The sequence below is a fragment of the Faecalibacterium sp. I3-3-33 genome, from assembly GCF_023347295.1.
In the GTDB taxonomy this organism is placed as follows: domain Bacteria; phylum Bacillota; class Clostridia; order Oscillospirales; family Ruminococcaceae; genus Faecalibacterium.
Genome location: NZ_CP094469.1, coordinates 2,725,670 through 2,738,601, shown reverse-complemented (window position 1 = coordinate 2,738,601; position 12,932 = coordinate 2,725,670). Strand labels below are relative to the sequence as shown.

Annotated in this window: 7 protein-coding genes, 2 tRNA genes and 3 rRNA genes; 8 read left to right on the top strand and 4 right to left on the bottom strand. The window is 55.3% G+C overall.

Annotated elements, in window-relative coordinates:
- The first annotated feature begins 435 nt into the window (after nt 1–435).
- The 8 genes from MTP39_RS12815 (at nt 436) to MTP39_RS12780 (ending at nt 8,132) form a co-directional block, all read left to right on the top strand.
- A 16S ribosomal RNA gene (locus MTP39_RS12815) occupies nt 436–1,946 on the top strand.
- 127 nt (nt 1,947–2,073) lie between these two features.
- Nucleotides 2,074–2,149, top strand: a tRNA-Ala gene (locus MTP39_RS12810).
- Nucleotides 2,150–2,152: 3 nt separating this feature from the next.
- A tRNA-Ile gene (locus MTP39_RS12805) sits at nt 2,153–2,229 on the top strand.
- A 207-nt stretch (nt 2,230–2,436) separates the two neighbouring features.
- Nucleotides 2,437–5,271: ribosomal RNA gene (locus MTP39_RS12800) — 23S ribosomal RNA — on the top strand.
- 126 nt (nt 5,272–5,397) lie between these two features.
- Nucleotides 5,398–5,514, top strand: a 5S ribosomal RNA gene (rrf, locus tag MTP39_RS12795).
- Together the 16S, 23S and 5S rRNA genes with 2 tRNA genes alongside form the textbook arrangement of a ribosomal RNA operon.
- Nucleotides 5,515–5,651: 137 nt before the next feature.
- The gene (locus tag MTP39_RS12790) at nt 5,652–6,515 is read left to right on the top strand and encodes a TraX family protein (RefSeq protein ID WP_249240808.1); all 864 of its coding nucleotides are present in this window, start codon (nt 5,652–5,654) and stop codon (nt 6,513–6,515) included.
- Nucleotides 6,516–6,519: 4 nt separating this feature from the next.
- The gene (locus MTP39_RS12785; protein ID WP_249240807.1) at nt 6,520–7,200 is read left to right on the top strand and encodes a response regulator transcription factor; all 681 of its coding nucleotides are present in this window, start codon (nt 6,520–6,522) and stop codon (nt 7,198–7,200) included.
- Entirely contained in the window at nt 7,182–8,132 is a 951-nt protein-coding gene (locus MTP39_RS12780; RefSeq protein WP_249240806.1) for a histidine kinase dimerization/phospho-acceptor domain-containing protein, read from the top strand. Before MTP39_RS12785 ends, MTP39_RS12780 begins: the two co-directional genes overlap by 19 nt.
- A 144-nt stretch (nt 8,133–8,276) precedes the next feature.
- Here the strand turns inward: MTP39_RS12780 and MTP39_RS12775 are convergent, their stop codons facing one another.
- The 4 genes from MTP39_RS12775 to MTP39_RS12760 form a co-directional block, all read right to left on the bottom strand.
- On the bottom strand, nt 8,277–9,212 hold the full coding sequence (locus tag MTP39_RS12775) for an alpha/beta fold hydrolase (RefSeq protein ID WP_249240805.1): 936 nt from the start codon (nt 9,210–9,212) through the stop codon (nt 8,277–8,279).
- 21 nt (nt 9,213–9,233) lie between these two features.
- A complete protein-coding gene (locus tag MTP39_RS12770; protein WP_249240804.1) occupies nt 9,234–9,485 on the bottom strand; it encodes an AbrB/MazE/SpoVT family DNA-binding domain-containing protein in 252 nt (83 codons plus the stop codon).
- A 687-nt stretch (nt 9,486–10,172) separates the two neighbouring features.
- Nucleotides 10,173–11,468 (bottom strand): cation:proton antiporter, encoded by a 1,296-nt coding sequence (locus MTP39_RS12765; RefSeq protein WP_249240803.1) that lies wholly within the window; start codon nt 11,466–11,468, stop codon nt 10,173–10,175.
- Nucleotides 11,469–11,832: 364 nt separating this feature from the next.
- Nucleotides 11,833–12,861, bottom strand: a complete 1,029-nt coding sequence (locus MTP39_RS12760; protein ID WP_249240802.1) for a glycosyltransferase family 2 protein — start codon at nt 12,859–12,861, stop codon at nt 11,833–11,835.
- Nucleotides 12,862–12,932: the final 71 nt, after the last annotated feature.

Genomic DNA, 12,932 nt, shown 5'->3' with positions numbered 1-12,932 from the left:
AATTGGAAAAAAGATGTCAAAAAGTGTTGACAACTGTCCCGGGGTGTGGTATTATACTTGAGCGCCAAGCGCTGAGACAAAAGAATGACTTCTGAAGTCCCAGCAGGAAGCCCTTGAAAAGAACCAATAGACGCTGAAAAACACCAGTTGACACTGAGATGTACGAAGCGCTCCAAGTTCAAAAACTTCAAAAGCTTCTAAAAAATAAAGCTTGACAAAAAACCGCTTCTGTGGTAAAATAATCAAGTCGTCAGCCGCAAGGCTAAGGCGCACAGGACCTTGAAAATTGAACAATATCGAAAGAACTTGTAACGGAACCTATTTTCGTGTTGGAAAAACACGTTAAACAATTCCAAACAAAAGTAATTCACACAGGACGCAAGCGATTGCGTGCTGAGCGAAACAAGATTTAACACTTTTAAGTGATAAATATCATTTATAAAGAGTTTGATCCTGGCTCAGGACGAACGCTGGCGGCGCGCCTAACACATGCAAGTCGAACGAGCGAGAGAGAGCTTGCTTTCTTGAGCGAGTGGCGAACGGGTGAGTAACGCGTGAGGAACCTGCCTCAAAGAGGGGGACAACAGTTGGAAACGACTGCTAATACCGCATAAGCCCACGGGTCGGCATCGACCAGAGGGAAAAGGAGTGATCCGCTTTGAGATGGCCTCGCGTCCGATTAGCTAGTTGGTGAGGTAACGGCCCACCAAGGCGACGATCGGTAGCCGGACTGAGAGGTTGAACGGCCACATTGGGACTGAGACACGGCCCAGACTCCTACGGGAGGCAGCAGTGGGGAATATTGCACAATGGGGGAAACCCTGATGCAGCGACGCCGCGTGGAGGAAGAAGGTCTTCGGATTGTAAACTCCTGTTGTTGAGGAAGATAATGACGGTACTCAACAAGGAAGTGACGGCTAACTACGTGCCAGCAGCCGCGGTAAAACGTAGGTCACAAGCGTTGTCCGGAATTACTGGGTGTAAAGGGAGCGCAGGCGGGAAGACAAGTTGGAAGTGAAATCCATGGGCTCAACCCATGAACTGCTTTCAAAACTGTTTTTCTTGAGTAGTGCAGAGGTAGGCGGAATTCCCGGTGTAGCGGTGGAATGCGTAGATATCGGGAGGAACACCAGTGGCGAAGGCGGCCTACTGGGCACCAACTGACGCTGAGGCTCGAAAGTGTGGGTAGCAAACAGGATTAGATACCCTGGTAGTCCACACTGTAAACGATGATTACTAGGTGTTGGAGGATTGACCCCTTCAGTGCCGCAGTTAACACAATAAGTAATCCACCTGGGGAGTACGACCGCAAGGTTGAAACTCAAAGGAATTGACGGGGGCCCGCACAAGCAGTGGAGTATGTGGTTTAATTCGACGCAACGCGAAGAACCTTACCAAGTCTTGACATCCTGCGACGGTTCTGGAAACAGAACTTTCCTTCGGGACGCAGAGACAGGTGGTGCATGGTTGTCGTCAGCTCGTGTCGTGAGATGTTGGGTTAAGTCCCGCAACGAGCGCAACCCTTATGGTCAGTTACTACGCAAGAGGACTCTGGCCAGACTGCCGTTGACAAAACGGAGGAAGGTGGGGATGACGTCAAATCATCATGCCCTTTATGACTTGGGCTACACACGTACTACAATGGCGTTAAACAAAGAGAAGCAAGACCGCGAGGTGGAGCAAAACTCAGAAACAACGTCCCAGTTCGGACTGCAGGCTGCAACTCGCCTGCACGAAGTCGGAATTGCTAGTAATCGCAGATCAGCATGCTGCGGTGAATACGTTCCCGGGCCTTGTACACACCGCCCGTCACACCATGAGAGCCGGGGGGACCCGAAGTCGGTAGTCTAACCGCAAGGAGGACGCCGCCGAAGGTAAAACTGGTGATTGGGGTGAAGTCGTAACAAGGTAGCCGTAGGAGAACCTGCGGCTGGATCACCTCCTTTCTAAGGAGTCAGGCAATGGCAGAGCATCTAAGATGGTCGGTCATTGGAACAGGTGACAAGTTAAAGTTTGAGTAGATATTGTTCGATTTTGAGGGCCCTGAAAAAGGGGTTACTCAAAACCTTATGTGGGGGTTTAGCTCAGCTGGGAGAGCACCTGCTTTGCAAGCAGGGGGTCAAGGGTTCGATTCCCTTAATCTCCACCACATGGGCCAATAGCTCAGCTGGCTAGAGCACACGACTGATAATCGTGAGGTCGATGGTTCGAGTCCATTTTGGCCCACCATGTGATGAAAATCAGAGTTCCGGGAGACCGGGCTTTGAGGGACATCACCAAGACGTACCTTGAAAACTGAATAATAACTGCGAAACAAAGATTATAGTAAGTTCTTTTTTAAGAAATATTACAATTTCAAAAGGAAGGGTAACAATAATCTTCGTTGGCAAGAGAGAATCAAGAGGATACCAAATGTTCTTAAAAGAACGTTTGAAAGGTCAAGCGAACAAGGGCGCAGGGCGAATGCCTTGGCACTGGGAGCCGATGAAAGACGTGATAAGCTGCGATAAGCTTCGGGGAGCTGCAAATAAGCATTGATCCGGAGATTTCTGAATGAGGAAACTCACCTGGGTTCATACTCAGGTACGTTATACTGAACTTAAAAATAGGTATATCGAGGGAACCGCCTGAACTGAAACATCTAAGTAGGGCGAGGAAGAGACATCAAACGAGATTCCGTAAGTAGTGGCGAGCGAACGCGGAAGAGGGCAAACCGGGAGTAGAAATACTTCCGGGGTACGGACTGCTTTTAGGACTTAATCTGTTAACCGAACGGCATGGGAAGGCCGGTCAGAGAGTGTGAGAACCACGTAGGTGAAAACGGAGAGAGCTGCGCAGGATCCAGAGTACGGCCAGACACGTGAAACCTGGTCGGAATACGGGGGGACCACCCTCCAACCCTAAATACTACCCAGTGACCGATAGCGTATAGTACTGTGAAGGAAAGGTGAAAAGCACCCCGGGAGGGGAGTGAAAAAGAACCTGAAACCCTGTGCCTACAAGCACCTAGAGCACGTCAATGTGTGATAGGGTACTTTTTGTAGAACGGTCCGGCGAGCGATTGTATGCAGCAAGGTTAAGGACTTAAGGTCTGGAGCCGAAGCGAAAGCGAGTTTGAAAAGGGCGTTAAGTTGCATACAATGGGCCCGAAACCGGGTGACCTACCCATGGTCAGGTTGAAGTGGAAGTAAAATTCCATGGAGGACCGAACCGACCTCCGTTGAAAAGGCGGCGGATGAACTGTGGGTAGCGGAGAAATTCCAATCGAACCCGGAGATAGCTGGTTCTCCCCGAAATAGTTTTAGGACTAGCCTCAAGTTAGATACCTGGAGGTAAAGCACTGAATAGCCTAGCGGCCGAGAGGTTAGCGAAGCTTATCAAACTCAGAATGCCAGAGTATTGATGCTTGGGAGTCAGACAGTGTCAGATAAATGTCATTGTCAAAAGGGAAACAGCCCAGATCTACAGCTAAGGTCCCAAAGTCAGGTTAAGTGGAAAACGATGTGAAGATACGTAGACAACCAGGATGTTGGCTCAGAAGCAGCCACACATTCAAAGAGTGCGTAATAGCTCACTGGTCGAGCGTCTTTGCGCGGAGAATTTAACGGGGCTAAACCTGACACCGAAGCTTAGGCAATACAGTAATGTATTGGGTAGGGGAGCGTTGTATACGCGGTGAAACAGTAGCGCAAGCGGCTGTGGAGTGTATAGAAGTGAGAATGCCGGAATGAGTAGCGCGAATGCAGTGAGAATCTGCATGGCCGAAAGCCTCAGGTTTCTGGAGGAAGGTTCGTCCGCTCCAGGTTAGTCGGGAGCTAAGGTGAGGCCTAACGGCGTAGCCGATGCACAGACGGTAGAGATTCCGTCACCACCAAAAGAGTTAAACACAGGGACACATTTGAAGTCTCGGAGCCGGGTGTTGGTTCCGGTAGCGATCGAGGGAAATTAGTACCGAAGTCCGGGATGGAAGATGGCGAGAAAAGCTGTGTGTATTTCTGCGGTGCCCGTACCGCAAACCGACACAGGTAGGTAGGAAGAAGATTCTAAGGCCAACGGGAGAAGGGTTGTTAAGGAACTCGGCAAATTGACCCCGTAACTTCGGGAGAAGGGGTGCTCTAGAGATAGAGCCGCAGAGAATCGGCCCAAGCAACTGTTTACCAAAAACACAGGTTTGTGCTAAATCGAAAGATGACGTATACGAGCTGACGCCTGCCCGGTGCTGGAAGGTTAAGAGGAGATGTGCAAGCATTGAATCGAAGCCCCAGTGAACGGCGGCCGTAACTATAACGGTCCTAAGGTAGCGAAATTCCTTGTCAGGTAAGTTCTGACCCGCATGAAAGGCGTAATGATTTGGGCACTGTCTCGACAGCCCGCCCGGCGAAATTGTAGTACCGGTGAAGATGCCGGTTACCCGCGACAAGACGGAAAGACCCCATGGAGCTTTACTGTAGCCTAATATTGGGTTTCGATGTTGCATGCACAGGATAGATGGGACACTGGGAAGCAAGTGCTTTGGCATTTGTGGAGTGGCCGTTGGGATACCATCCTTGCGATATTGGAATTCTAACCTGCGCCTTTGAATCAAGGCGGGGGACATTGTTAGGTGGGCAGTTTGACTGGGGCGGTCGCCTCCTAAAGAGTAACGGAGGCGTTCAAAGGTTCGCTCAGCTTGAACGGAAATCAAGCAAAAGAGTGCAAACGCAGAAGCGAGCCTAACTGCGAGACTGACGGGTCGAGCAGTAACGAAAGTTGGAGTTAGTGATCCGGTGGTATGTGAGTGGAAATGCCATCGCTCAACGGATAAAAGTTACCCTGGGGATAACAGGCTGATCTCCCCCAAGAGTCCACATCGACGGGGAGGTTTGGCACCTCGATGTCGGCTCATCGCATCCTGGGGCTGTATTCGGTCCCAAGGGTTTGGCTGTTCGCCAATTAAAGCGGTACGCGAGCTGGGTTCAGAACGTCGTGAGACAGTTCGGTCCCTATCTGTCGTGGGCGCAGGATATTTGATGGGAGCTGTTCCTAGTACGAGAGGACCGGAGCGGACGTACCTCTGGCGCACCAGTTGTTCTGCCAAGGGCATAGCTGGGCAACTATGTACGGATCGGATAAACGCTGAAAGCATCTAAGCGTGAAGCCGACCCAAAGATAAGATATCCCATTGTTTCAAACAAGTAAGACCCCTTGAAGACTACAAGGTTGATAGGCACGATGTGTAAGTGGAGCGATCCATTCAGCAAGCGTGTACTAATAGGTCGAGGGTTTGACCACAATTCGCTTGAGACTTTTAAGTCAACGAAAAAATGTTAGCAGTGATTATTCAGTTTTGAAGGCACGTCCTTCTAAGAAATACTGGACAGAAACACAGAAATGTGTTATACTGATTCAGTCAAATCGGTCGGTGTCGATGACGGTAAGGTTCCACCTGTTCCCATTCTGAACACAGAAGTTAAGCTTACTTGTGCCGAAGATAGTTAGCTGGAAACGGCTTGTGAAAATAGGTAGTCGCCGACTTAACAAAGAGCCCTGAGATGAAAGTCTCGGGGCTTTTTTGTTGCGTTTCGGAGCAAAAAATAGTATCATAAAGAAAAACCTTATACTTTCTACAGATTTTCCTGTTACACTGGATGCACAAAGAAAGGAGAGTCTGTATGGAAAAATTGACAAAAAAGGGGCTGGACGGTACCCAGCTCAAGACCATTGCACTGGTGCTGATGGTACTGGACCACATTCATTATTTCTTCGAGTTCACCGGCTGCATCCCGACGGTGTTCAGTATGCTGGGGCGGCTCAGTGCGCCGCTGTTTTTGTTCTGCACGGTGGAGGGCTTTGCCCACACCCATGACCGCAAGCGGTATTTTATCCGCATCTGGGCTATCGGTGCAGCCATGGCAGCGCTGGAATTCTTTATGATCTACGCCAAAGCATTCCGGCGCGGGGATGGCTTCTACCCGCTGAACGCTATTTTTCAGGATCTGATGCTGCTGTGCATCGTCTGGCAGGGCATCGACTGGCTGCGGGAGAAGAAGCTGGCAAAGGGCATTGCTGCCATTGCCGCCGTTTTATGCTGGCCGTATGTGGTAGTGATATTTCTGCTGCTTTTCCCCGGGGTGCAGGAAATGTCCATTGCTTCGACAGTCGTGGCCTTTGTCATCACCAGCCCGCTGCCCATGTGGAGCAGCATTACGGACGGCGGCTGGAGCTTTTTGCTGGGCGGCGTGCTGCTGTATGCCCTGCGTGGACGGCGCAAAGTGCAGCTGACGGCATGGGCGCTGACTGTTTTCCTGTGTGATTTTGCGCTGACCTTTGGGATGGCTTGCCGACAGGAGGGTTTTGTCTGGACGCAGATGTTCACCGACTACTACGAGTGGTTCGGGGTGGCGGCGGTGGTGCTGATGCTGCTGTACAACGGGCAGCGCGGCAGCGGGCACAAGCAGCTGTTCTACTGGTTCTACCCGGCCCATGTGTATCTGCTTTACGGGGCTTCCTGCCTGCTTTATAACGTGTTGAGGTGATCTTGTGGCAAATATTCTGGCCGTGGATGACAATCTGGAGCTCTGCAAGCTGATCCGCACCGCCTTGGAGCGGGACGGACACCGGGTAGAGACGCGGCAGGCGGGCAGAGATCTGACCGAGGCGCTCTGCCGCTGGGCAGACTGCATCCTGCTGGACGTGATGATGCCCGGGGAGGACGGCTTTGCGGTCTGTCGGCGCATCCGCAGCCTGACCGAAGCGCCCATCCTCTTTCTGAGTGCCCGCACCGACGAGGCTGCTGTGTTGGAGGGGCTGGGCATCGGGGCAGACGACTTTTTGTCCAAGCCCTTCCGGGTGGCAGAGCTGCGGGCGCGGGTGGCGGCACATCTGCGGCGGCAGAGCCGCACCCCGGCACACCGGATGGTGCGCGGCGGCGTGGCCTTTGACCTGACCGCCCGGAGTGCGTCGGTGGAGGGGAAGGCGCTGCCGTTGACCCGCTCGGAGTATGCCATCTGCGAGTATCTGGCGCTGCACGCCGGACAGACCTTTACCAAGGAGCAAATTTACGAAGCGGTTTTTGGCATTGACGGCACAGCGGATGACACCGCCGTGACCCAGCACATCAAAAATATCCGGGCAAAGCTGCGGGCGGCGGATGTGCCGGAGCCGGAAAAGCTGCTCAATACCGTATGGGGCGTGGGATACCGATGGAAAAGCGAAGACTGACCTCTCTGCGCAGCGTGCTGCTGCAATATCTGGTGCGCACGGCGCTGGCCTGCCTGCTGGTCGCGGTGGGGTGGCTGCTGGCGCTGATGCTGTGGATCCAGAACGGCGGGCCGTTCCTGCCCGCGAATCAAGCTGCACAGGCCTGTCAGAAAGCCGCACAGGACGTTTTGCCGGGCATGACCGCCGCCACCTTTGACGAGACGCAGCTGGATTCTTTATGCCGCTACGCCCTGTTTGCCGCGCCGGACAGCAGCAAGGTGCTGGCTACCAACATGGATGCCGGGCATTTGCAGCGGGCAATAGAGAACTGGCAGGGGAAAACCCGCTGGCATTTTGGCTACACACAGTATTACATGACGTCGAAATTGCAGGACGGAACGGTTTGTCTGCTGCAATTTGACTATGCCGTGCCCTACGCCGACCCTGCGCTGCGGGGCGTGCTGCCGGATATGCAGACCGTGCACTGTATTCTGGGCATTCTGCTGTTGGTAGGCGCGGTGGTGTGGAGCACCCACAGGACCGGGCGCTTCCTGACCCGGGAGACCGAAAAGCTGACCGCCGCCGCGCAGGCGGTGGCGCGGAAGGAGCTGGACAGCGCGGTATTTTCCGGCGCGAAGGTGCGGGAATACGAGAGCACTTTGCAGGCATTGCAGACCATGGGGGATGCGCTGACCGGCAGCTTACAGAAGCAGTGGGCCATGGAGCAGCGGCAGCGGGAGCAGATCATTCAGCTGTCCCACAAGCTGAAAACGCCGCTGACCATCATCGAGGGCAACGCGGAGCTGCTGGCAGAGGATGACGGCCTGACCGCAGAACAGAAAGCGCAGGTGGAGTCTATTTTGCAGGGCGCAGAGCAGACCCGCACCTATCTTGGGAAGATCCGCGCCGAGGTGCAGACCCCGCTGCGGTATAAACGAAATGTAGAACAATGACAAAATAAACGATTTATGGCTGATTTATCCTGACTGTAAAAAAGACTTCCAAAACGCCCGCAGGCGTTTTGGAAGCCAAATAAAAATGCTTATTTCACGCGAAAGGGCTGCCGCACGTTTTGTGCGGCAGCCCCTTTGCTCTTTTTACTGTTTTGCCAGCTGTTTGTCCAGCCATGCGGCGATGTCCGCGAAAACCTCCTGCTTGTTGATTTCCACCAGCAGCTCGTGGCGGGCACCGGGGTAGAAGATGCTTTCAATGTTCTGCACGCCGGCATCCTTCAGGCTCTGGATGGCGCGGCGCACGCCCTTGCCCTGCTCGCCCACCGGGTCGGCATCGCCGGAGAGGAAAAGCAGCGGCAGCTCCTTGGGCATCCGTGCCAGAAAAGCCGGGTCGTGCAGGCGCAGGATGCCGCTGAACATACTGTAATAGGCGTTCAGCGTAAAGGTAAAGGTACAGCGCTCCTCGGCCAGATACTTGTCCACCTCAGCCTGATCGCGGTTGAGCCAGTCGTGGGTGGTGCGGCCCTCCAGCCCCTTGTTGTAGCCCATAAAGGAAAGGTTGGCCACAAGGCTGCTGCGGTAGTGCCAGCCATGGAAAGTGGCCAGCACCCGGCAAAGGGTCTTGGCAACCTTGACCAGCGCCTTAGGCTGGAAGCCTGTGCCCATGATGATGGCACCGTTCAGCTCCCGGCCATACTCGCACAGATACTGCCGGGCGTAGAAGGAGCCCATGCTGTGCCCCAGCAAAAAGTAGGGCAGGTTCGGGTACAGCTCCTTGGTCAGCACGGTCACGGCGTGCAGGTCGGCCAGCACAGCGCGGTTGCCGTCCGGCTCGGCAAAGTAGCCGTAGTCCTCCTTGGTACGGATGGACGCACCGTGCCCCAGATGGTCGTGCCCGGTGACCAGAATGCCCCGGTCAGCCAGATACTCCGCCAAGGGGCGGTAGCGGTCGATGAACTCTACCATGCCGTGGGACAGCTGCAGCACCGCCCGCACCTGACCCTCCGGGACGCAGCGAAAGCCGTGCAGGGTGCGCCCCGGCACGGTGGAGGGAAGGGTAAAGTCGATGAACCGGCTCATGGAAAGAGCCCCCTTTCTGCGTTACAGTACGCTGAGTTTGCGGCGGCAGGCGGTGCAGATGCAGTAGCCGCCGAACTGGATGGCCTGCTCGTCCACCTCGCCGCAGAAATCGCAGCTGCCGGCGGGGCGGTGCTTTTTCAGGACGATGGCGTCCCCATCCACAAAGATCTCCAATTTGGTGTCGGTGTCGAGGTGCATACTAGTGCGCAGCTCCTTCGGCAGAACGATCCGTCCCAGCGAGTCAATGCCGCGAACGATGCCAGTGCTTTTCATAATGTGTCATTCTCCTTCACTATTCCTTTTTAGCAACCACTGACACAACAGGAAAATTATGCCAGTGCTGATAAGCTCAGTATACAAAAAATAACACCGTTCGTCAATGATTGCGTGCGGATTCGACAAAAAACAACCTTTTGCACATAAAGGTGGGGCAGGAGGTGGTAGCCCGTGGATGTTCTCTTTTGACACCAAAAGAGAACCAGAAAAGTGCCAGCGATTTCGACGCGCTGGAGCCACGAAAAAGGGGCTGCTCGCCCCTTTTAACCCCAAAGAAGTGGGCTACACCGAAAAAAACTGAAGATTCACGCCTGTTCGGCGTGAAGATCTTTTAACCGTTTTTTCCGGCTCCGCCGATTCAAAGCCCCTCAGTCGCTGCGCGACAGATTCCCCCTTTTGTCACCTGCGGTGACATCTTCCCCCGGCCGGGGGAAGTCGGCCCTCTCGGGGGAGCAAGCGCGCCCGCAAGCTTTGCACTTTAGCCGGAAACTTTCCCGCTATGCCAAGGGCTCCCTCCTAGAGGGAGCTGTCAAAACCGATAGGTTTTGACTGAGGGAGTTCGTTCCAACCCCCATCCGTGAAAAAGTAAATCGGGAAAATCCGCAGATTTTCCCGATTTACAAATTATAAATAATTCTTCCGCTGACTATGCGCAGAGCAACGCGGAGCGCATTTCAAACCGTCTCAGCTCAGCTCCACAGGGGCTTCGGGCTGGTTCTCCACGCGGGCGCTGGTGCGTCCCTCGGGGCGGATCTCTCCGGCAGCGGTCAGCGAGATCTTGGTCAGGGTGGGGCCTACCAGCTCGTACACCAGAACCGAGAACAGCACCACGTTGCGCACCATGTGGCCGTCCGACAGCTCGGCGGCGGTAGCAGCCATGCCCAGTGCCACGCCGGCCTGCGGCAACAGGGTGATGCCCAGATACTTCTGGATGGCGGGGCTGCAGCCAGTGGCGCGGCAGCTCAGGTAAGAACCGCTGATCTTACCGGCAGAGCGCGCCACAATGTACACCACGCCGATGAGCAGCACCATGGGGTTGGTGAGGATGGTCAGATCCAGCTCTGCGCCGGACAGCACGAAGAACAGGATGTTGATGGGGGACACCCAGCGGTCCAGACGGTCCATCAGCTCATCCGAGGTGGGGCAGACGTTGCAGAACACGGTGCCGGTCATCATGCACACCAGCAGCAGCGAGAAGCCGCAGCGGGTGCCATTGATCTCGAACTTGGTCATGGACAGGCCCACCGTCAGCAGCACAAAGGCCACCGACAGGCTCATGCGCTTGGAACGGGAGTGGAAGTAGACCTCCAGCAGGTTCAGCAGGTAACCGGCGGCAGCGCCCAGCGCCAGCGAGAGCGCGATCTCCAGCAGCGGCTCCAGCACCACGCTTACGGGGTCGATGCGTCCCTGCTCCAGCGCGTTTGCCACGCCGTAGGAGGCCGAGAACAGCACCAGACCCACAGCATCGTCAATGGCGACCACCATCAGCAGAAGCTTGGTCAAAGGGCCGTCGGCCTTGTACTGCTTGACCACCATCAGGGTAGCGGCGGGTGCGGTAGCGGCGGCGATAGAGCCCAGCGTGATGGCAGAAGCCAGCGAGATGACGTCCGGACGGGCAAAGTGCAGGGCAACAAGGGCGACATCCACCAGCGCGGTGGTGATCACCGCCTGTGCAATGCCCACAGTCACGGCGCGGCGACCCATGTGCTTCAGGGCGCTGAGCCGGAACTCGTTGCCAATGACGAAGGCAATGAAGCCCAGCGCCACCTGTGTGATAATACCGTAGCCCTCCACGGCGGCAAGGCTGGCAAAGCCGAAGCCGAAACGGCTCAGCCCCAGCCGACCCAGAAAGAAGGGCCCCAGCAGCAGACCGGTGAGCAGGTAAGCGGTGACGGCGGGCAGACGCACGGCCTTAGCAGCGCGTGACATGAGCAGACCGGCGATCAGGGCAAGGGACAGACAGATCAACATTTGTTCCATAATGTGGTTTGTATTGGGTGCGCAGCCAAAGGCCGCAGCACTCGGTTCCTCCTTGTCAAAAAAGTATCGAGCTCCTGTTTGAAATCCAGTGCGGGGTCAAAATGGGAAAACGTATCCAGTATACCGGAACAACGGAGGAAAAGCAACCACCCTGCGCGTTTCATACATCTTTTGGGACGAAAAGATATGTTTATCCCCTTCGCTTCGCTTAGCAGATTCCCCAAGGGAACGCCAACCCTCTCAGGCGCTACCGCGCCAGCTCCCCCGAAGGGGGAGCTTTTACGCATCTGCCGGTAAGCGCAAAAAAGCTCCCCCTTTCGGGGGAGCTGGCACGCCGTCAGGCGTGACTGAGAGGGTCTTACCCTTAGTTAAACTTAAAAATCTTGCGCAGCTGGCGGTAGGTGAAAAGAACCACCTTGTCGCCGCCGGGGAAGTGCAGGTCGGTCATACCGCCAAGGTTCACGCGCACGGCGCGGTAGACGCCGGGGGTAACGTGATCCTTGAGGTACTGCCACAGCTCGGCCTTTTTGGCGTGTGCCTCGGCGCTGCCGTCCAGCAGCAGGAAGATGTCGCTGACCGCCATCATGACCGACAGGTAGTGCACCATGTAGGCGCGCAGACGCTTCTGACCTTTGAGTGCGTCCAGATCCTGACAGTCGATCATGTGCTTGGTGACCCGCAGCTGCTGGTCCACGCGGCCGATCATCACGCTCTCGTTCACGCTCTGGTCTGCGCGGCCGATGAAGTAGCGGTACAGATCCAGATCCATATAGTACATGCTCTTGACGTAGGGCAGGGGCTGGTACACAAAGATATTGTCCACATAGAAGGTGTGCTTGGGCAGTACCATGCCGCACTGACGCAGCACCTCGGTGCGGTACATGACCGAGTGCATCAGCAGGTTCTGATCCGGGCGGAAGTGCCGGACGTGCACCCAGTCAAACAGGCGCTCCTGCGGGAACACGTTGGTGTAGCGCACGGTCAGGGTGGTGCCGTCCTCCACATGCTCGTACACATAGTTGCAGATCATCAGATCCGGCGCGGTGCCGCGGGCTACCAGCGTGGTCAGACGCTCCAGCACCTTCTTCAGGGCGTCGGTGTCCAGCCAGTCATCGCTGTCCACTACCTTGTAGTACAGGCCGGTGGCGTTGCGGATGCCCTGATTCACGCCCTCGCCGTGGCCGCCGTTCTCCTGATGGATGGCCTTGACGATAGTGGGGTACTTTGCGGCGTACTCGTCGCAGATGGCGGGGGTGTCATCCTTGACGGAACCATCGTCCACCAGAATGATCTCGGCCTGCTCGCCTGCGGTCAGCAGCGTTTCGATGCAGTGACGCATATAGGCTGCGGAATTGTAGCAGGGCACGGCAAAGGTGATAAGTTTCTGCTGCATATTATAAATGCTCCTTTTTACGTTGCATGGTCCATGCCGGGCAGTCTACGGGGTGGCATGGAGATATGTGT

Bases quoted from the DNA above. Each gene is read 5' to 3' on its own strand.
- MTP39_RS12790 (WP_249240808.1), top strand. From the start codon at position 5,652: ATGGAAAAATTGACAAAAAAGGGGCTGGACGGTACCCAGCTCAAGACC.
- MTP39_RS12760 (WP_249240802.1), bottom strand. From the start codon at position 12,861: ATGCAGCAGAAACTTATCACCTTTGCCGTGCCCTGCTACAATTCCGCA.
- MTP39_RS12770 (WP_249240804.1), bottom strand. From the start codon at position 9,485: ATGAAAAGCACTGGCATCGTTCGCGGCATTGACTCGCTGGGACGGATC.
- MTP39_RS12765 (WP_249240803.1), bottom strand. From the start codon at position 11,468: ATGGAACAAATGTTGATCTGTCTGTCCCTTGCCCTGATCGCCGGTCTG.
- MTP39_RS12780 (WP_249240806.1), top strand. From the start codon at position 7,182: ATGGAAAAGCGAAGACTGACCTCTCTGCGCAGCGTGCTGCTGCAATAT.
- MTP39_RS12775 (WP_249240805.1), bottom strand. From the start codon at position 9,212: ATGAGCCGGTTCATCGACTTTACCCTTCCCTCCACCGTGCCGGGGCGC.